19 protein-coding genes are annotated in these 17,876 nt (G+C 68.6%); 9 read left to right on the top strand and 10 right to left on the bottom strand.

The window, feature by feature from the left end:
* Window positions 1–215: 215 nt before the first annotated feature.
* Entirely contained in the window at window positions 216–1,028 is an 813-nt protein-coding gene (locus tag ACT6XY_RS10950) for a DUF72 domain-containing protein (protein ID WP_444748375.1), read from the top strand.
* A 6-nt stretch (window positions 1,029–1,034) separates the two neighbouring features.
* On the opposite strand, the gene upp is transcribed toward ACT6XY_RS10950, so the two are convergent.
* The 4 genes from upp to ACT6XY_RS10930 form a co-directional block, all read right to left on the bottom strand.
* Complete coding sequence (gene upp, locus ACT6XY_RS10945) at window positions 1,035–1,664, bottom strand: uracil phosphoribosyltransferase (protein ID WP_444748374.1); 630 nt, start codon at window positions 1,662–1,664, stop codon at window positions 1,035–1,037.
* Window positions 1,665–1,699: 35 nt separating this feature from the next.
* A complete protein-coding gene (locus ACT6XY_RS10940) occupies window positions 1,700–2,938 on the bottom strand; it encodes a URC4/urg3 family protein (protein ID WP_444748373.1) in 1,239 nt (412 codons plus the stop codon).
* 274 nt (window positions 2,939–3,212) lie between these two features.
* Complete coding sequence (locus ACT6XY_RS10935; protein WP_444748372.1) at window positions 3,213–4,466, bottom strand: GTP cyclohydrolase II; 1,254 nt, start codon at window positions 4,464–4,466, stop codon at window positions 3,213–3,215.
* A gap of 89 nt (window positions 4,467–4,555) precedes the next feature.
* Window positions 4,556–6,385 carry a cation:proton antiporter domain-containing protein gene (locus ACT6XY_RS10930; RefSeq protein WP_444748371.1) on the bottom strand — a complete coding sequence of 610 codons (1,830 nt, stop codon included), beginning with the start codon at window positions 6,383–6,385 and terminating at the stop codon, window positions 4,556–4,558.
* A 703-nt stretch (window positions 6,386–7,088) separates the two neighbouring features.
* Between ACT6XY_RS10930 and ACT6XY_RS10925 the strand changes: the two genes are divergently transcribed.
* The 6 genes from ACT6XY_RS10925 (at window position 7,089) to ACT6XY_RS10900 (ending at window position 11,214) form a co-directional block, all read left to right on the top strand.
* Entirely contained in the window at window positions 7,089–8,234 is a 1,146-nt protein-coding gene (locus ACT6XY_RS10925; RefSeq protein ID WP_444748370.1) for a type III PLP-dependent enzyme, read from the top strand.
* 126 nt (window positions 8,235–8,360) lie between these two features.
* Entirely contained in the window at window positions 8,361–8,957 is a 597-nt protein-coding gene (locus ACT6XY_RS10920) for a GNAT family N-acetyltransferase (protein ID WP_444748369.1), read from the top strand.
* 106 nt (window positions 8,958–9,063) lie between these two features.
* The gene (locus ACT6XY_RS10915; RefSeq protein ID WP_444748368.1) at window positions 9,064–9,399 is read left to right on the top strand and encodes a hypothetical protein; all 336 of its coding nucleotides are present in this window, start codon (window positions 9,064–9,066) and stop codon (window positions 9,397–9,399) included.
* Window positions 9,400–9,527: 128 nt separating this feature from the next.
* The gene (locus tag ACT6XY_RS10910) at window positions 9,528–9,992 is read left to right on the top strand and encodes an Lrp/AsnC family transcriptional regulator (RefSeq protein WP_444748367.1); all 465 of its coding nucleotides are present in this window, start codon (window positions 9,528–9,530) and stop codon (window positions 9,990–9,992) included.
* Between the two features lie 2 nt (window positions 9,993–9,994).
* Window positions 9,995–10,384 (top strand): RidA family protein, encoded by a 390-nt coding sequence (locus tag ACT6XY_RS10905; RefSeq protein ID WP_444748366.1) that lies wholly within the window; start codon window positions 9,995–9,997, stop codon window positions 10,382–10,384.
* Window positions 10,385–10,407: 23 nt separating this feature from the next.
* Entirely contained in the window at window positions 10,408–11,214 is an 807-nt protein-coding gene (locus ACT6XY_RS10900) for a creatininase family protein (RefSeq protein ID WP_444748365.1), read from the top strand.
* A gap of 34 nt (window positions 11,215–11,248) precedes the next feature.
* Here the strand turns inward: ACT6XY_RS10900 and ACT6XY_RS10895 are convergent, their stop codons facing one another.
* Window positions 11,249–11,770 (bottom strand): DedA family protein, encoded by a 522-nt coding sequence (locus ACT6XY_RS10895; RefSeq protein ID WP_444748364.1) that lies wholly within the window; start codon window positions 11,768–11,770, stop codon window positions 11,249–11,251.
* A gap of 149 nt (window positions 11,771–11,919) precedes the next feature.
* Here ACT6XY_RS10895 and ACT6XY_RS10890 point away from each other — a divergent pair, with 149 nt between their 5' ends.
* Window positions 11,920–12,891, top strand: coding sequence for a phosphoribosylaminoimidazolesuccinocarboxamide synthase (locus tag ACT6XY_RS10890; protein WP_444748363.1), 972 nt, complete (start codon window positions 11,920–11,922; stop codon window positions 12,889–12,891).
* Window positions 12,892–13,131: 240 nt separating this feature from the next.
* Here the strand turns inward: ACT6XY_RS10890 and ACT6XY_RS10885 are convergent, their stop codons facing one another.
* Window positions 13,132–14,208: a transketolase family protein gene (locus ACT6XY_RS10885; RefSeq protein WP_444748362.1), complete on the bottom strand. Its 1,077-nt coding sequence runs from the start codon at window positions 14,206–14,208 to the stop codon at window positions 13,132–13,134.
* Between the two features lie 12 nt (window positions 14,209–14,220).
* Window positions 14,221–15,075 carry a transketolase gene (locus ACT6XY_RS10880; protein WP_444748361.1) on the bottom strand — a complete coding sequence of 285 codons (855 nt, stop codon included), beginning with the start codon at window positions 15,073–15,075 and terminating at the stop codon, window positions 14,221–14,223.
* A gap of 238 nt (window positions 15,076–15,313) precedes the next feature.
* Between ACT6XY_RS10880 and ACT6XY_RS10875 the strand changes: the two genes are divergently transcribed.
* Window positions 15,314–15,796: a nuclear transport factor 2 family protein gene (locus ACT6XY_RS10875; protein ID WP_444748360.1), complete on the top strand. Its 483-nt coding sequence runs from the start codon at window positions 15,314–15,316 to the stop codon at window positions 15,794–15,796.
* 10 nt (window positions 15,797–15,806) lie between these two features.
* Here ACT6XY_RS10875 and ACT6XY_RS10870 read toward each other — a convergent pair whose 3' ends face one another.
* From ACT6XY_RS10870 to dapB, 3 genes are all read right to left on the bottom strand, one after another.
* Complete coding sequence (locus tag ACT6XY_RS10870; RefSeq protein WP_444748359.1) at window positions 15,807–16,337, bottom strand: hypothetical protein; 531 nt, start codon at window positions 16,335–16,337, stop codon at window positions 15,807–15,809.
* A gap of 77 nt (window positions 16,338–16,414) precedes the next feature.
* Window positions 16,415–17,038: a 2,3-bisphosphoglycerate-dependent phosphoglycerate mutase gene (locus ACT6XY_RS10865; RefSeq protein ID WP_444748358.1), complete on the bottom strand. Its 624-nt coding sequence runs from the start codon at window positions 17,036–17,038 to the stop codon at window positions 16,415–16,417.
* Between the two features lie 22 nt (window positions 17,039–17,060).
* Entirely contained in the window at window positions 17,061–17,867 is an 807-nt protein-coding gene (gene dapB / locus ACT6XY_RS10860; protein WP_444748357.1) for a 4-hydroxy-tetrahydrodipicolinate reductase, read from the bottom strand.
* Window positions 17,868–17,876: the final 9 nt, after the last annotated feature.

The following is a 17,876-nucleotide window of genomic DNA, read 5'->3' as shown; positions in this document are numbered from 1 at the left end:
AATCTGGCCCCCGCAACCAAACACAAAAGCCCCGCACGGCGAAAGCCCGCGGGGCTTTTTGCTGTTCACGCAGCAGGAATCGGGTCGCGCGGACCCCGCCGCCCCGCCATGCGTTGCCGGAAAGGCCGGCGGCCGGTGACGCGGTTCCGGCAGCGAGGCTCCTGCCACGACCGGGTTCGGTCGGGAGGCAAGGTCGGGTCATCCGGGAGGTTTCGATGGCGAAGAGCGGCGCGATACGGGTGGGCATCGGCGGCTGGACGTTCGAGCCCTGGCGCGGCTCCTTCTACCCCGAAGGACTGACGCAGAAGTTTGAACTCGCCCACGCCAGCCGGCATGTGACCGCGATCGAGATCAACGGCACGTTCTATGGGACGCAGAAGCCGGAGAGCTTCGCCAAATGGCACGACGAGACGCCGGACGATTTCGTCTTCGCGATGAAAGGGCCGCGCTTCTCGACCAACAGGCGCGTGCTCGCGGAGGCCGGGCCGTCCATCGAAAGGTTCGTCGGCAGCGGTATCGCCCGGCTCAAGGACAAGCTCGGCCCGATCAACTGGCAGATGGCGGCGACCAAGGCCTTCCAGCCGGAGGATTTCGAGGCCTTCCTGGCGCTGCTGCCGGCGGAGGCCGAAGGCATCGCGCTGCGCCACGTGGTCGAGGTCCGCCATCAGAGCTTCATGACGCCTGAGTTTCCGGCCCTGCTCGCCCGCTATCGCGTCGGTGCCGTGTTCGCCGACGAGCCGGACTATCCCTTCTTTTTCGATCCGACCGCCGATTTCGTCTATGTGCGGCTGCAGTGCGCCCGCGAGGAGGAGCCAGTCGGCTATCCGCCGGCGGTCCTCGACCACTGGGCTGGCCGTGCGGCGGTCTGGGCCAGCGGCGGGCTGCCGGAGGACCTGCCGCTGCTCGACCCGAAGCGGCGCGTGAAGAAGACCCCGCGGGAGGTCTTCGTCTTCATGATCAACGGCTTCAAGCCGAAGGCGCCGTTCGCGGCCATGAGCCTGATCGAGCGCCTCGGGCGAGGGGCCTGAGGCCCGCTACTTGGTGCCGAACATGCGGTCGCCGGCATCGCCGAGGCCCGGCACGATATAGCCGTGGTCGTTGAGGTGGCTGTCGATGGACGCGGTCCAGATGCCGACCTCGGGGTGATGTGCGTGGAAATTGGCGACCCCCTCCGGCGCCGCGAGCAGGCAGACGAAGCGCATGTTTGCGACGCCGCGCTCCTTCAGCCGGTCGACGGCGGCGATGGCGGAATTGGCTGTCGCGAGCATGGGGTCGATGATGACGACGAGGCGGTCGGCGACGTCCTCGGGCGCCTTGAAATAGTACTCCACCGCGGTGAGCGTCGCTGGGTCGCGGTAGAGGCCGATATGGGCGACGCGGGCGGAGGGGACGAGCTCCAGCATCCCGTCGACGAAGCCGAGGCCGGCGCGCAGGATGGGGGCGAAGACCAGCTTCTTGCCGCCGATCTGCGGCGCCATCATCGTCTGCAGCGGCGTCTCGATCTCGGTCATCTCGAGCGGCAGGTCGCGCGTCACCTCGTAGCAGAGCAGCATGCCGATCTCGTGCAGCAGCTGCCGGAAGCCCTTGGTGGAGCGGTTCTTGTCGCGCATCAGGGTGAGCTTGTGCTGCACCAGCGGATGATCGACGACGGTGACCCTGTTCATGCGCCCCTCCAGGCGGTCTCGATGCGGATGCGATCCTAGAAGACGGTGCCGTCGCTGACGACCCTGATCGGCGGACCGCCGTCGGAGCGCTTCTCGCGCGCGAGCCTGCGCCCGGCCGCCCAGGTGCCGCCCTCGAGGACGCGCGCCAGGGGGAAATCCTCCGCCGACAGGTTCAGGCGTTCGCGGACCAGCGGCGCGATCGCGTCGAGGAGCGCCACGGTGAGGCCGCGCCACTCGACCACGAGGGCGCTGTCGACCGTGTTGTCGGCGCCGGCCATGGCCGGATCGCGCAGGGCGAGGACACCCATGTCCACGAAGAGGCCGCCGTTGCGATATTCCGGCAGGCCCGTCAGCCCGCCGACGTGGGTCACCGTGAGGCCGGCGCTCTCCAAAGGCTCGATCAGCGAGTAGGAGAGCCATTGCGAGAGCTTGTGGAACGGGATGAGGCCGTCGCTGGCGTCGCCCGCGCGGATCAGCGGGTGGTGCCAGCAGTCTCCGAGCGCGATGCCGCCGAGGGTGACCCGGCTCGGCCAGATGGGCCCGAGATAGGCGAGGACCGCGGCGAGGATGGCGGTGGCCGGCAGGCGTCCGTCTTCCGCAGCGGCGGCGAGGTGGTCGAAGAGGCCGCCGGGGCGCGGCGTGTCGCGGTTGCCGAAGACGGCGGGGGCGTTCGCGGCGACGGCGCCGAGCCTGGCGAGCAGGGCGGCACGCCCTTCGAGGCCGACCAGCGGGTTCTCAGGCCCGACCTGGAAGCCTGCCGCGATGTCGGCGGCGGTGATCGCGGCGAGCCGCGCCGCATCGGCGCGCGGGCTCACCCCGTCGGCGGCGAAGGCGCCGGCCTCGAACATGCGCAGGGAGGCGACGGCGAGGCCCTCGGACTTCGAGAGCTCCGCCCCCGTCGCGGCGTCGCGGTAGCGCCAGGCCATGCCGGCGCCGGCGTCGAGCAGGACCGAGACGATGGCGAGGTCGAAGGCGGTGCGGCCCCGTTCCGTGGGATCGGCGATCCGGGCGAGGAGTTCGGCGCCGAGGTCGCGGCCCCCGGCCACGAAATGGCGCCAGCGGGCATGGAAGGGAATGACGAGGTCGGGATAGTTGGCGCGGATCACCTCGACGACGAGGTCGGCAGCGGCCGGCAACCGGTCCATGACGACGGTGAAGGCGGTCAGCCTCCCGTCGATCCCGAGCTCCAGCATCTTGGCCGAGCGCTCCCGCACGGCCGAGGCGGTGAGGAGCGCGCGGGCGGCCCGCGGGGCGTCGAGCATGGCGAAGGCCATCAAGGCGTCTCCGGCTGGAATGTCATGGCACCGTCGGCCCTGCACCGACCAAGTGCGTCCTTCGAGGCTCGGCACCGGACGATGCTGACGCATCGCCGGGGGCCTCGCACCTCAGGATGAGGGGGCTTGTGCCCTGCACCGGCTCCGGATCGGGCAGGGCTGCGACCTGTAGGCCGGATCACGCTGCAGGACGCTTCCCTCCTCATCCTGAGGTGCGAGGGCGCAAGCCCGAGCCTCGAAGGACGCACTTGGGCTGTGCAGTGGCGACGCACCATCAGAAATCTTCGATCTTGCGGCCGACGACGCGCGCGAGATCCTCTGCCGAGGGCGCGGGCTCCGGCGTGAAATAGCCGGCGGCCTTCTTCGCCTCCATTTCCACGGAGGCGTCGGTGGGCACGAGGCCGGCGGGGATCGGCACGCGCTCCACCACGTCGATGCCGGCGGCGACGAGGGCGTCGTACTTCATGTTGGACATGGACATGAAGCGGTCGATGCGGCGGATGCCGAGCCAATGCATGACGTCGGGCATGAGCTGCTGGAAGCGGGCGTCCTGCACGCCGGCGACGCATTCGGTGCGCTCGAAATAGGTGGCGGCCTGATCGCCGCCCTCCTGGCGCTTGCGGGCATTGTAGACGAGGAACTTCGTCACCTCGCCCAGAGCCCGGCCTTCCTTGCGGTTGTAGACGATGAAGCCGACGCCGCCGTTCTGGGCGTCGCGGGCGGCCTCCTCGATGCCGTGGACGAGATAGGGCCGGCACGTGCAGATGTCGGAGCCGAAGACGTCGGAGCCGTTGCACTCGTCGTGCAGGCGCCCGGAGACGAAGGTCTGGGGGTCGCCGAGCTTCGCAACATCGCCGAAGAGATAGACGGTGGTGTTGCCGATGGGCGGCAGGAACACCGAGAAGTCCGGCCGCGTCACGAGTTCGGGATACATGCCGCCGGTCTGCTCGAAGAGCGTGCGGCGGAGGTTCGTCTCCGACGTGCCGAAGCGCTCGGCGATGCCCGGCAGGTACCAGACGGGGTCGATGGCGATCTTGGTGCAGGCGATGTCGCCGCTCTCGCGGACGATGCGGCCGTCGGCCGGCAGACGCTTGCCGATGTCGTGCTGCAGCTCGGGAAGGGTCAGCCGTGCCTTGGTGATGGCGATGGAGGGGCGGATGTCGACACCTTCCGCGATATCGCGGCGGAAGGCCTCGCCGACGAGGTGGCCGAAGGGATCGATGGAGACGATGCGTCCGGGCTCGGACCATTGCGGGAAGGGGCCGATGTCCACGACGGGGTGGGTATTGGTGAGGTCCGGTCGCTGGATCGGGTTGAGGGCGCCGGCAGAGACGGCGAGGGCGCGGTAGAGCGCGTAGGAGCCGCCGTGGGTGCCGATGGCGTTGCGGTCGGAGGCGGCGTTGACGGTTGCGACGACCGGCCCGCGTTCTTCCGGCGTCGCGGCGCCCCAGGCGATCTTGAAGCGTGACGCCGTGCCGGCGCCGGGATGCGAGGTCAGCCTGATGTGACCCGACTTGTTGACGCTCATCCTGTCCTCGATGCCGGAAGGCCCTGCGGAACGGATACGGCCCCCCGTCCGGAATGGCGGAGGGCCGTCAGTGAGCGATGGATCATGGCTCAGCTTCGTGACGTCGGCAAGACCCGCGCCGGAGCCGCGTTTTCGGGATGGGTCGAGCGCACCGCGTTGCGCACCCGGGCTTCATCCACGCCGGCATCCTGGAGTTCGCGGCGGAAGGCGTCGCGCCGCTCGTGCACCGAGGCGATGACCTTGCCGGCGGGCACGCCGAGATCGAAGAGGACGGCCTCGGAGAGCTGGAGGCTTGCCTCGATCGTCTCCGGCACGGCATCGGTGACGCCGAGGCTGTAGAGTTGCTTGGCATGGTCGGCGTCGCGGGCGCGGGCGATGATGGTGAGGCCGGGGTTGAGGCTGCGGGCGACCTGCGCAATCTCGTCCAGGGCGCCGCCGGTGTGCAGGGTGAGGACGAGCGAGGCGGCGTCGCGGATGCCGCACTGCTCGAGGAAGGGGCCGTTGTTGGCGTCGCCGAAGAAGACGGCGTGACCCCTGCGTCGCAGGTGGGCGATCTCGCGCGGGTCGCTGTCGACCGCGACATAGGGCACCTGGTGGCGTGCCAGCATCTCGCAGACGAGCTGGCCGACACGGCCGTAGCCGACGACGATGACGCGCTTGCCGGCGGCGGTGGGCGGGCCGACGGCGAGTTCGGGATCCGGCGCCGCCTTCACCGCCAGGCGGCCGGTGATCCAGGCGCCGAAGCGGTCGAGAAGCGGCACGGTCGCCATGCTGATGGCCGTCATGGTGGTGATGAAGGCGCCGGTCTCCGGGCTGACGACGCCCGCCGCGGTCGCCTGGCCCATGGTGACGAAGGCGAACTCGCCGGCGGGGCCGAGCAGCAGGGCCGAACGGATCGCCACCGGCCAGCTCTGGCCGAAGGCGCGCACGAGCGGCACGAGGATGGCGATCTTCAGCGCGATCAGGGCCGCGACCGCGAGGGCGTAGGCGAGAGGCGCGGCGAAGAGCGCCTTCACATCGATCGACAGGCCGACGGAGAAGAAGAAGGCGCCGAGGAGGATGCCCTTGAAGGGCTGGAGGGTGGCCTCGATGGCGCGGCGATACTCGGTCTCGGCGAGGAGAAGGCCGGCGACGAAGGCGCCGAGCGCCATGGAGACGCCGAAGGCGGCGGTGACGACGCCCGTGCCCACCACGATGAGGATGGCCGCGGCCATGAAGACCTGCGGCTCGTGCAGCGCCGAGACCTGGCGCAGGAAGGGCCGCAGCACCCGTCGTCCCACCGCGACGACGACGAGGACGGCGAGGATGCCCTGGCCGATGGCCATGACGAGGCCGAGGGCGACCGATCCCTCCTGGCGCTGGGACAGCGCGCCGATGAGAAAGAGGAGCGGGATGACCGCGAGATCCTGCATCAGCAGGACGGCGAAGGTGGTGCGGCCGCTGGTGGTGGTCAGCCGCTTCTGCTCCGCGAGGTGCTCGACGACCACCGCCGTGGAGGAGAGCGCCAGTGCGCCGCCGACGAGGAGGGCCGCGGCGACGGGACGGCCGACCCACCAGGCGACGCAGGCGATGACCGTCGCGGTGAGGACGACCTGCAGCGAGCCGAGGCCGAGGACGAGGCGCTTCATGCGGGTGAGGCGCTCGTAGGAGAGCTCGAGCCCGATCAGGAAGAGGAGGAAGACCACGCCGAGTTCGGCGAAGGTGCCGATCTGCCGGCTGTCGGTGACGGTGATCCAGCTGAGCCACGGCCAGGTGCCTGCCATGCCGCCGAGGGCGCCGGGGCCGACCAGGGCGCCGATACCGAGGAAGGCGAGGGCCGGGCTGATGCCGAGGCGCTTGAGAAGCGGCACCGTGACCGCCGTCGAGGCCAGGATGATCAGGACGTCCTTGTAGGCGGCGAGTTCGACCGCGGCGGCCATGCGTCTTGACGTCCTCGGGTTCCGGCGCCGGCGGGCTGTCCGCGCCTTGCCGATTCATAGCGGGGCCTGCGGCGTTTTGTCCACGAAGACGGCGCCCGGGCGGCTGAAATGAGGCGGGGTTAACCCGATGGCCGGCCAAGCAAATTTTCTTGAACAGGGAGAACCGAAAGGCCTTGCACCCGGTGCGGAATCTGCTATCTACGGCGCTGCCCAATTTCGCACGTGCCTGTGGTTGCGTGCCGGTTGGTGGGCATCCGGACAAGAGGCCGGACAGCCGCCCGAAGACTTGGGAATGCGCCGGGACCTACCGGGCCGTGTTCCAGGGGCGTCGCAAGACGCGGGGTCTTCGATACCTAACCGGCAGCCGGAGGCAAACCGGCGAACCCTGCCCTCCGCAGGGGACGCGACTTGAAGCAACGACGATCGGGCTTTTTTGGTCTCAGCTGGTGTCCAGAGCCAGCTACCGAAGAGGCTTGTTCTTCTTGCCGGCCGTGCGGATCGGGGATGTCCCCTTTCCAATCGAAGGCGTCTTCATCTTGCTGACGGGTGTCCAGCCCGGCCGCGGAAGAGATGTCTCGGCGAACGTCATCGGGTTGCCGACGTCACCGGTGTTCCGTCTCCACAGCGGACCTGGGAAACGAAAGCGGCCCATGGGTTCAACCCTTTGCTGGTCCTCGCGAGAGAGGGCTGGGGGGACATCAAAATGACCGACCGTATCCGCGAATTCCTCCGCAACCGCCGCGACGATGGCCCGATCATGGTCGTCGATCTCGAGGTCGTTGCCGCCAACTTCGCCAAGTTCGCCCGGGCGCTGCCCGACACGCGCGTGTTCTACGCCGTGAAGGCGAACCCGGCCCCCGAAATCCTCAACCTGCTCGCCGAGATGGGCTCGTGCTTCGACTGCGCTTCCGTGGTCGAGATCGAGCAGGCTCTCGCGACCGGCGTCTCCGCCGACCGCATCTCCTTCGGCAACACGATCAAGAAGGAGAAGGACATCGCGCGCGCCCTCCAGTACGGCGTGCGCCTGTTCGCGGTCGACTGCGAGCCGGAGGTCGAGAAGATCGCCCGCCAGGCCGAGATCATCGGCGCGAAGGACGTCAAGGTCTTCTGCCGCTTCCTGCAGGACTGCGAGGGCGCCGAGTGGCCGCTCTCCCGCAAGTTCGGCTGCGCGGCGGAGATGGCTCCGCGCGTCCTCGAGCATGCGCACCGCCTCGGGCTGCAGGCCTACGGCCTGTCGTTCCACGTCGGCTCGCAGCAGACGAACATGGGTGCCTGGGACCAGGCGCTGACCACCGCCTCCTCGATCTTCGCCACGCTCGCCGAGCGCGGCATCGAGCTGAAGATGGTCAACATGGGCGGCGGCTTCCCGACGAAGTACCTCAAGGACGTTCCGGCGGCGGAAGCCTATGGCGCGGCCATCTTCGAGGCGCTGACCAAGCATTTCGGCAACCGTCTCCCGGAAACGATCATCGAGCCGGGTCGCGGCATGGTCGGCAACGCCGGCATCATCGAGTCCGAGGTCGTGCTCATCTCGAAGAAGTCGGACGAGGACGAGGTGCGCTGGGTCTATCTCGACATCGGCAAGTTCCACGGTCTCGCCGAGACCATGGACGAGGCGATCCGCTATCCGATCCGCACGGAGCGTGACGGCGACGAGACGGCCCCCTGCGTGCTGGCGGGACCGACCTGCGATTCGGTCGACGTCATGTACGAGAAGAAGCCCTACGACCTGCCCGTGTCGCTCTCCATCGGCGACAAGGTGCTGATCGAGGCGACGGGTGCCTATACCACGACCTATTCCACGGTCGGCTTCAACGGCTTCGCGCCGCTGGCGAGCGTCTGCATCTGACGCTCCTCATCCCGCCCGGGTGACCGGGCGGGCCTCCGCCAAAGCCCCGAAGCGTCCCGACCGGCCGTGGCTCTCCGCCCGGCACGAGGGCTGTCGTCACTCTCTCGCCAGAGAAGGACCGCGGCCATGACCGTGCACGTCTCCCCCATGGGCCTGGAGCCCGCCTTCACCTCCGCCATCGTCGTCGCCGACGAGCGATCGAGCCATGTCGAGCCGCGCGAGGCGCTGCTCGATGCTGCCTTCGGCGCGGACCGCTTCGAGAAGACCTCCGAGCGCCTGCGCGAGGGGCGGATGCCGGCCGACAGGCTGGCGCTGGTCGCGACGTCCGGCGCGCGCCTCGTCGGCACCGTGCGGCTGTGGAACGTGACGCTCGGTCCCGACCGGCCGGCGCTGCTGCTCGGGCCCCTGGCGGTGGACGGCACGGTCCGCGCGGCGGGAATCGGCGGCCTCCTGATGCGGGAGGCGATCGAGCGGGCGCGGGAGGAGGGCCACCGCGCCGTCATCCTCGTCGGCGATGAACCCTACTATCGGCGCTTCGGCTTTGCGGCCGCGAAGATGGAGCGCCTGTGGATGCCGGGACCGGTGGAGCGGTCTCGGTTTCTCGGGCTGGAACTGGTTCCGGGCGCTCTGGACGGCGCCCGTGGTCTGGTGAGCCCGACGGGCAGGGAAGTGCCGCGCTGGCAAGGCCTGGAACTTGGCCAGGCGTGGCGCATTGCTGCCTGAGAGGCGGTGACGCATGCCGGTCACAGTTCCTCAATCTGTGGCCGGCATGCTCTCGACCGGGACGTGGCGGAAGGCTAGAGTTTCGCCAACGCATCGGGAGCATCTCATGATCGCCAAGTTCGCCACCGGCCTCGTCGCACTGACGGCTGTCTTCGCCGTCGAGGCGGCCGTGCACCAGGCGGAGGCGCAGCAGCGCCGCCGTGCGGTTCCCGAGGTTCGCGTGTCGCGTCCGAGCTGGCTGGTGACACCGAAGGTCTCGTTCCCGGGCGAGCGCCTGACGGCCCGCCCCGACATTCTCTACGCCCCCTATACCGTCACCGGCGAGCCGGTCGCCATGTCCACCAGCATGCGCGGCAGCCGCGTCGGTCGCGACCGGTTCTGGGGCGCCCCGGCCTATACGGTGAACTGGCCCTGGCCGGCCGCCTTCTACGCCGGCAACTGAGCGCCGGCCCCTCGTCCCGGGCGGTTTCGCGGCAGGCGTGCATAAGACACTCGTCTCGCTCGCCACGGCGTGCGGGACCGTCTAAACCTCTCGGCAAGATCAATTCCCAGTGAAGGGATGCCCAGGGGATGGACGACACAGACCGACGCATTCTCTCCGTCCTGCAGACCGATGCCTCGCTCTCCATCGCCGAGGTCGCGGCGCGTTCCGGCCTGTCGACGACACCGGCCTGGAAGCGCATCCAGAAGCTCGAGGCCGAGGGCATCATCAAGGGGCGCGTGGCGCTCCTCGACCCGAAGAAGCTCGGCCTCGGCCTCACCGTCTTCGTCTCGGTGGAAACGGCCGATCATTCGGAGGGCTGGCTCGGCCGCTTCGCCGAGATCGTCGCCGCCATGCCCGAGGTGATGGAATTCTACCGGATGGCCGGTGACGTCGACTACATGCTGCGCGTCGTGGTGGCCGACATGGACGCCTATGATGCCTTCTACAAGCGCCTCATCGCGCAGATGCCGCTGAAGAACGTCACCTCCCGCTTCGCCATGGAGCGGATCAAGCAGACGACCGCCCTGCCGATCCAGACAGGCAAGCCCTGACCATGCTCGAGAAGCTGACACCGGCCGCCATGCCGGCCCCCTTCGCCAAATATTCCCACGCCGTGGTCGTTCCGGCGGGCACGCGGATGCTGTTCTGCTCCGGCCAGCTCGGCCTCGCGCCGGACGGCGTCATTCCCGACAGCGCCGAGGCGCAGGCCGACCTGTGCTTCGCCGCGATCGGCCACATGCTGGCCGCCGCCGGCATGGACTTCGCCGACATCGTCCGCATCAATGCCTTCGTCACCGACCGGGCGCACATGGCGGGCTACATGGCCTCGCGCGACCGGCACGTGGCCAGCCCGCCGCCGGCCTCGACGCTGATGATCGTGACCGGCTTCACCCGGCCCGAATTCAAGGTCGAGGTGGAGGTGGTGGCGGCGAGGGCCGGTTGAGGCCGGAGAAGACGGAGGGCGCCATGCTGCCGCGACAGCTCTGGGGCGACATGACCACCGAGGAGTTCCGCGCGGCGGAGACCAGCTCGTGGATCGCCGTGCTGCCCATCGCCGCCGTCGAACAGCACGGGCCGCACCTCGCCGTCTCCGTCGACACGGTGATCGCCGAGGGCAATGTCCAGGCGGTCCGCGACATCCTGCCGAAGGGGTTGCCCGCCACCTTCCTGCCGACGGTTTGGATGGGCAAGTCGGACGAGCACGTCGCCTTTCCCGGCACGATCACCATCACGGCGGAGACGCAGATCCGGCTCCTGACCGAGATCGGCGACAGCATCGCGCGGGCGGGCGTGCGCAAGCTCGTCCTCGCCAATTCCCACGGCGGCAATGTCGCGACGATGGAGATCGTCGCGCGCGAGCTCAGGCGGCGGCACGGCATGTTGGTCGTGCAGTGCTCCTGGCATCGGCTCGGCTCGCCCGAGGGTCTCTTCCCCGAGGCCGAGCACGTCCACGGCATCCATGGCGGCGCCATCGAGACCTCGCAGATGCTGCACTTCCGCCGTGACCTCGTGCACATGGCCAAGGCGCGCGACTTCGTCTCCGCGGCCGTGCTGATGGAGCAGCGCTATCGGCACCTGCGCGCGACGCAGCGCATCTCCTTCGGCTGGATGAGCGAGGACCTCTCCACCGCCGGGGCCATGGGCAATGCGGCGGCGGCGACGCCGGCGAGCGGGCGCGAGCAGACCGAGTTCACGGCGCGCGCCTTCGTCGAGCTGCTGCAGGACGTTCACGCCTTCCCGGTCGAGCACCTGGGGACGGCGACGCTGGCCTGAGGCCGGGATCGTCGTGGTGGTCGCCCAGGTCCTGTCAGTGCATTCCCGGCAGATATTTGCCGAGCATGCTGCCGGGCGCGAGCAGCGCGCCAGCCCAGATGAAGGCCGACAGGATGTTGGCGATCTGGAACTTCCACTGCGACATGGCCAGCATCCCCGCCACCAGCGGCACCGAGGCCCTGAGCGGCCCGGAGAAGCGGCCGATGAAGATCGCCCAGATTCCCCACTTTTCGAAGAAGGCATGACCCTTCGGCAGCATGTCCGGATGACGCGACAGCGGCCAGATCTTGCCGATCCTGTCCTTGAACACGTAGCCGAACCAGTAGGAGACGGCGTCGCCGAGGGTCGCCCCCAGCGCCGCGGCGACGAGGATCGGCCAGAAGGGGATGCCGGCCGTGCCGATCAGCGGGCCGAAGGCGACGATCATCGCCCAGGCCGGCACGACCAGCGAGAGCACGGCGAGCGACTCGGCGAAACACAGCGCGAAGATGATGGCGGGAGCCCAGGCCTGGTTGGCTTTGACGAACTCGATGACCGGGGTGACGTAGGCTTCCATGCATCTCACGCTAGGGAAAGAAGGCCGCGCGAGCGAAGACGATCCCGCCCCCCGGGTCAAGCCATCGGCGGTGGACAAATGGTCCCGCCGGTCGACGCCGGGCCCGCCGGAGCGCTAAGGAAGAAGCGTTCCGGGGGAGACAGACGGCCATGGATCTGGCGAAGCTCAAGGCGAACGCCCACCGCGTGCTGGGCGACGCGACCATCCCCGAACTGCCGAACCCCTATCACGGCAAGGTCCGCGACAATTACGATCTCCCCGACGGCAGCCGCATCATCATCGCCACCGACCGGATCAGCGCCTTCGACCGCATCCTCGCGGCGATCCCCTTCAAGGGCGAGGTGCTGACGCAGACGGCGCGCTACTGGTTCGAGGAGACGGCGGACATCTGCCCGAACCACGTCATCGCCTACCCCGACCCCAACGTGGTGGTGGGAAAGCGCCTCGACATCCTCCCCGTCGAGATCGTCGTGCGCGACTATCTCGCCGGCACCACCGGCACCTCCGTGCTGACGCTCTACAAGAAGGGCGAGCGGCAGATGTACGGCATCACGCTCCCCGACGGCTTGAGGGACAACCAGCGCCTGCCGCAGCCGATCATCACGCCGACCTCCAAGGCCTTCGACGGCGGCCACGACGAGCCGCTCTCGCCGGAGCAGATTCTCGAGCAGAATCTGGTGACGGCGGAGCAGTGGGAGACGCTGACGCGCTATGCCTTCGCGCTCTTCGCCCGCGGGCAGCAGCGCGCGGCGGAGCGAGGGCTGATCCTGGTCGACACAAAATATGAGTTCGGCACCGATCGCGACGGCCGCATCGTGCTGGCGGACGAGATCCACACGCCGGATTCGAGCCGCTACTGGAAGGCTGAAAGCTATCCCGCGCGCTTTGAAGCGGGCGAGAAGCCGGAGAGCTTCGACAAGGACTTCGTCCGGAACTGGGTGGTGGCGCGCTGCGACCCCTACAAGGACGACATCCCGGAGATCCCGCAGGACGTGATCGTCGCGACCGCGGCCGTCTATATCGAGGCCTTCGAGACGATCACCGGCAAGCGCTTCGAGATCGGGGCGGACGAGGGCCCGGTGATCGATCGCATCCGGGCGAACCTGGCCGGCTATTTCTGAAGGGGGCGGCGGGGCAGGACAAGAATGCCCCACCCGCCCCCTCCCCTCGCTCCGCGATGGGATGGGGGCTTCGGCGTCCCGCTCATCCTGCGACGTCGCACCGGGCTCGACCGTCCCATGTCATACCGGTTGGGTCAGGCTCTTTGGGCGTGGGTTAGGGCGCGACGCCATAATCCCCTCTCCGCGCGCAGCGCGGGGAGGGTGCGGGTGGGGCCACTGCCTCGACCGTGCGTCAGACCGTCAAGCCTTCAGCGCCTTGCGCACGGCCGCGGCGACGCCCTCGCCGTCGAGGCCGTAATGGCGATAGAGGTGGGTCGGCGGACCCAGCACCGCGTAGGCGTCGGGCATGCCGACCTTGGTCAGGCGGGTGCTGAGGCCCTCTTCGGCGATGACCTCGGCGATGGCCGCCCCGAAGCCGCCGGTGACGTTGGCCTCTTCCGCCGAGACGATGGGCCCGCGCTTCGCCGCCGCGCGCACTGCCCCCAGGTCGAGCGGGCGGACCGAGTACATGTCGACCACCGTGATCTCGATGCCCTCCGCCTTCAGGATGTCATGGGCGTCGAGGCCGGCCTTCACCAGGTTGCCGATGGCGAGCACGGTCGCGTGGCGACCCTCGCGCAACGTGTTGGAGCCGCCGATACGGAAGTCGAATTCCTTGTCGTAGACGACGGCCTCGCGGCCGCGCCCGGCGCGGAAATAGATCGGCGCGGGGTGGTGGATGTTGGTGCGCAGGGCCGACGACAGGGCGTTGCCGTCGCAGGGCGCCATGAGGGTGAGGTTGGGGATGGCGCGCAGCGCGCCGATGTCCTCGCAGCAATGGTGCGAGGTGCCGTAGAAGCCCATGGCGATGCCGGAATGGGTGCCGACCATCTTCACCGGCAGATTGGTGTAGCAGATGTCGTTTCGAATGTTCTCGACGCCCATGAGGGCGAGGAAGAACGAATAGTTCGAGATGACCGGCGTGAGGCCCATGGTGGCGAGACCCGCAGCGGCGCCGATCATGTTCCGCTCGGCGATGCCGAAGTTGAAGTAGCGGTCCGGGTATTTCTGGCCGAAGCCGATGACCTGGGTGGGGCGCCCGAGGTCGGCGGTGCAGACGACGATGTCGTCATGGCCGGCCTCCGCGAGCTCGATCAGCGTCCTGCCAGTGGTGAGCTGGCGCGACAGGCCGAGGGAGACGACCATGTCCCAGGACCGCTCGTCGAAATCGTCGGTGACGGTGGATTCGGCGAGGTCGATGGTCTTCTTCAGCTCGGCCGACATATAGGCCATGCCGGGGGCAGGCGGATTGGCGCGGTACTTCTCGCTCTGGCTCATGTGCTCAGTTCCTTACCCGATCTCGCCGGCTTCGATCTCGGCATAGGCCCGCTCGATGTCCTTCGGGCCGAGGAAGCCGAGGTGCCACTGCCAGGTGCCCTCCATGAAGGAGACGCCCTTGCCGGCGACCGTGTAGGCGAGGACGCAGGCCGGGCGGCCGTCGGGGGCGTTGAGGGCCCGGTTCAACGCGTCGAACGTCGCGTCGATGTCGTGGCCGTCCTTCAGCACGATGGTGTTCCAGCCGAAGGCCTCCCACTTCTCCTTGAGAGGCTCGGAGCGCAGCGTCTGCTGCGGGTCGCCGTCGGAGCCGGCGCCGTTGATGTCGACGATGCCGACGAGATTATCGAGGCCGTAGTGGGCGCCGGCCTGCGCCGCCTCCCAGATCTGGCCCTCGTTCATCTCGCCGTCTCCCATCAGGCAGACGGCGCGGGCGGGCGAGCCCTTCAGCCGGGCGCCGAGGGCCATGCCGACGGAGACGGAGAGGTTGTGGCCGATGGAGCCGGAGGAGAAGTCGATGCCCGGCACCTTCTTCATCTCGGGATGGTCGCCGAGGAAGGACCCCATGCGGCTGTAGGTGTCGAGCCATTCGGCGGGGAAGAAGCCGAGATCGGCGAGCACCGGGAAGAGCCCGATGGCGGCGTGGCCCTTGCCCATGGTGAAGCGGTCGCGATCGGCCCAGCGCGGCTCGTCCGCCTTCACGTGGAGGAGCTGGTAATAGAGCAGCGCCACGATCTCGGCCATGGAGAAGGACGAGCCGTAATGGCCCGAGCCGCAGATGTCGGTGAGCCTCACCGTCTCGCGGCGGATCAGTTTCGCCTTGTCTCGGATGAGCGAGCGGTCGACGTTGCGCACGGCGCGCGACGGCATGGCATTTCTCCCGGTGGTCTTTTTAATCGATTTATGGCTGATGGTAGGTCACAAGCCCGCCGCCCCGCAAGCCTTGCCTGAGGGCCGCCGGCAGGCTGCGTCAGCCGGAGCTTCGGCGCTGGCGAGGGGCAAGCCCGCGAGGTCGGCTCCTGCCATATTCGCCGAATGCCTCTGTTGATTTGTGCTATCTCTGTCTCATAATTGCGCACGCAATCTGAGTGCATGGAGCTGCGCGACAATGGTGCTGCAACTCGTCACCGACGAGCTCGGTCTCGAACAGAAGCTGAAGGTGGCCTATTCCGCCTGGGCGCGCGGCGACACCGTGGCGCTCGTCTCCCAATGCGGCGAGGATTGCGAATTTACGCTGGTGGGCAACGCCGTGCTCAACCCTCATGCCGGCCTGCGCGTCGGCATCGCCGGGCTGACGGAGGTGCTCGCCCATTTCCACCGGATGTTCGAGGTGCGCGAGTTCCTCATCGAGAAGATCGTCGTGAAGGGCGAGGACGCCTTCGTGCACTGGCACTCCTCGCTGAAGTTCCGGCCGAACGGGCGTGTGATCGACAGCGAGCGCTGCGACCTCATCCGCTTCCGCGGCGGGCTCATCCAGAGCATCAAGTGCTTCTACGACTCCGCCTCCATGGCGATCACCACCGGGCGAGCGCAGGTGGCGAGCGCGGATGCGCGCATCAGCCTGCCGCCGGCCGGGCTCAAGGTGTCGTAAGGCCCTCGTCTCAGCGCCGGAGGAAAGACGTGTAGCGCACCGGGCAGGCCGGCTGCCGGCAGCCGACCGGGATGAGCTGGATCGTCCCGTTCGAACTTTCGCGGGGCGTATGGCTGAGGCTGCTCGATGGCCGCTGCGCGTTGGCGGTGGCTAGGATGTTGCCGCGGCCGTCGCGCAGGATGAGCTGGACGCCGTCGCAATTGGAGCAGACGGCGCCAAACGTCACCGCCTCGCCAGCCCGCAGGCCCGCTCCCCAGCGCCGGCCCTGGTTCCCATCGGCGGTGAAGTTGTACCCGCCCTCGTGAAACGGTTTCCAGCCGTTGCCGACCCATCGGCGAAGGACCGACTGCCAGGCATCATCCATCGATTGGGCCTGCGCCGGAACGCCCGCGGCGACCACGGCAAAACCGGCCGCGAAGAGCGCTGCCGTCACAAATCCACGCGTCATCTCATCGATCCCATCGAACCTGGGGCCGCTCTCAAGCGGACGGTCCAGCACAACGCGGTCGATGCTGTCACAGGATACCGTCACGGGCAACAAATGGAGACACGTCGCAAACGGATATGCCCGATGGCGCGGCGACGGACCCGTGAGCAAGACCCCGCGCCGCTGCCGTCTCAGCCCTCCATAACCTGCTTCGACGCCACCGTCGTGTCGGCGTTCAGCCGGTAGACCAGCGGCACGCCGGTCTTCAGCTCGAGCGAGGGGATCGTCTTGTCGTCGAGATGGTCGAGGACCATGATCAGCGCGCGCAGCGAATTGCCGTGGGCGGCGACCAGCACGCGCTCGCCGCGCATGACCCGCGGCAGGATCGTCTCGACGTAGTAGGGCAGCACGCGGGCCACCGTGTCCTTCAGGCTCTCGCCGCCGGGCGGCGGCACGTCGTAGGAGCGGCGCCAGATGTGGACCTGCTCGTCGCCGTACTTGGCGGCGGTCTCAGCCTTGTTGAGGCCGGAGAGGTCGCCGTAGTCGCGCTCGTTGAGGCGGAAGTCCTCGATGGTGGACAGGTCGGGCTGGCCGATCTCGTCGAGGATGAGCTTCAGCGTGTGCTGGGCGCGGGTGAGCGCCGAGGTGAAGGCGACGTCGAAGCCGAGGCCCAGCGCCTTGAGGCCGCGGCCGGCCGTCTTCGCCTCCTCGATGCCCTTCGGCGTCAGGCCGGGGTCCTTCCAGCCGGTGAAGAGGTTCTTCAGGTTCCACTCGCTCTCGCCGTGGCGGGTGAGCACGAGAAGCCGTTCGGTCATGGGGATCAGATCCTGTGAGGGGTCAGAGGCCGAGGACATCGGCCATGGAATAGAGGCCCGCGGGCTTGCCGTGGGCCCAGAGCGCCGCCTTCAGCGCGCCGCGGGCGAAGAGGGCGCGGTCCTCGGCATGATGGCTCATGACGATGCGCTCGGCGGGGCCGGCGAAGATCACAGAATGGTCCCCGACCACAGTCCCGCCGCGCAGGGCGGCGAAGCCGATGTCGCCGCGCCGGCGGGCGCCGGTCTGCCCGTCGCGACCGCGGTCGGACCGGCCGGCGAGGTCGATGCCACGGCCGGCCGCCGCCGCCTCGCCAAACATCAGGGCGGTCCCCGAAGGCGCGTCGATCTTGCGGTTGTGGTGCATCTCCAGGATCTCGACGTCGAAGTCCTCATCGAGGGCTTCCGCCGCACGCTTCACCAGCGCCGCCAGCAGGTTCACGCCGAGCGAGAAATTGCCCGACTTGACGATGGTGCCGATGCGCGCCGAGGAGGCGATGGCGTCGTTCTCGGCGTCCGAGAACCCCGTCGTGCCGCAGACATGGACCTTTCGGTGCTTGGCCGCCATCCCGGCGATCTCCACGGAGACGCGGGGGATGGTGAAGTCGATGATGCCGTCGGCCTGGGCCAGCGCGGCGTCCATGTCGGAGCTCACGGCGACGAGGGTGCGCCCGACGCCGGCGAGCAGTCCCGCATCCTCGCCGATGGCGACGTGGCCCTCCGGCTCGATGGCGCCGACGAGCTTGAGGCCCGCCGTCTCCTGGACAAGACGGACGAGAACCCGGCCCATGTGGCCGGCCGCTCCGGCGATGACGACGCGCATGTCGGACATGGATGGCCC

The sequence above is a fragment of the Phreatobacter sp. genome (genome assembly GCF_052440005.1).
Lineage (GTDB): Bacteria > Pseudomonadota > Alphaproteobacteria > Rhizobiales > Phreatobacteraceae > Phreatobacter.
This window is presented reverse-complemented; position numbering and strand designations above follow the sequence as displayed.

Coding starts and splice junctions, on each gene's coding strand:
- ACT6XY_RS10950 (WP_444748375.1), top strand. CDS start 216: ATGGCGAAGAGCGGCGCGATACGGGTGGGCATCGGCGGCTGGACGTTC.
- upp (WP_444748374.1), bottom strand. CDS start 1,664: ATGAACAGGGTCACCGTCGTCGATCATCCGCTGGTGCAGCACAAGCTC.
- ACT6XY_RS10940 (WP_444748373.1), bottom strand. CDS start 2,938: ATGGCCTTCGCCATGCTCGACGCCCCGCGGGCCGCCCGCGCGCTCCTC.
- ACT6XY_RS10935 (WP_444748372.1), bottom strand. CDS start 4,466: ATGAGCGTCAACAAGTCGGGTCACATCAGGCTGACCTCGCATCCCGGC.
- ACT6XY_RS10930 (WP_444748371.1), bottom strand. CDS start 6,385: ATGGCCGCCGCGGTCGAACTCGCCGCCTACAAGGACGTCCTGATCATC.
- ACT6XY_RS10925 (WP_444748370.1), top strand. CDS start 7,089: ATGACCGACCGTATCCGCGAATTCCTCCGCAACCGCCGCGACGATGGC.
- ACT6XY_RS10920 (WP_444748369.1), top strand. CDS start 8,361: ATGACCGTGCACGTCTCCCCCATGGGCCTGGAGCCCGCCTTCACCTCC.
- ACT6XY_RS10915 (WP_444748368.1), top strand. CDS start 9,064: ATGATCGCCAAGTTCGCCACCGGCCTCGTCGCACTGACGGCTGTCTTC.
- ACT6XY_RS10910 (WP_444748367.1), top strand. CDS start 9,528: ATGGACGACACAGACCGACGCATTCTCTCCGTCCTGCAGACCGATGCC.
- ACT6XY_RS10905 (WP_444748366.1), top strand. CDS start 9,995: ATGCTCGAGAAGCTGACACCGGCCGCCATGCCGGCCCCCTTCGCCAAA.
- ACT6XY_RS10900 (WP_444748365.1), top strand. CDS start 10,408: ATGCTGCCGCGACAGCTCTGGGGCGACATGACCACCGAGGAGTTCCGC.
- ACT6XY_RS10895 (WP_444748364.1), bottom strand. CDS start 11,770: ATGGAAGCCTACGTCACCCCGGTCATCGAGTTCGTCAAAGCCAACCAG.
- ACT6XY_RS10890 (WP_444748363.1), top strand. CDS start 11,920: ATGGATCTGGCGAAGCTCAAGGCGAACGCCCACCGCGTGCTGGGCGAC.
- ACT6XY_RS10885 (WP_444748362.1), bottom strand. CDS start 14,208: ATGAGCCAGAGCGAGAAGTACCGCGCCAATCCGCCTGCCCCCGGCATG.
- ACT6XY_RS10880 (WP_444748361.1), bottom strand. CDS start 15,075: ATGCCGTCGCGCGCCGTGCGCAACGTCGACCGCTCGCTCATCCGAGAC.
- ACT6XY_RS10875 (WP_444748360.1), top strand. CDS start 15,314: ATGGTGCTGCAACTCGTCACCGACGAGCTCGGTCTCGAACAGAAGCTG.
- ACT6XY_RS10865 (WP_444748358.1), bottom strand. CDS start 17,038: ATGACCGAACGGCTTCTCGTGCTCACCCGCCACGGCGAGAGCGAGTGG.
- dapB (WP_444748357.1), bottom strand. CDS start 17,867: ATGTCCGACATGCGCGTCGTCATCGCCGGAGCGGCCGGCCACATGGGC.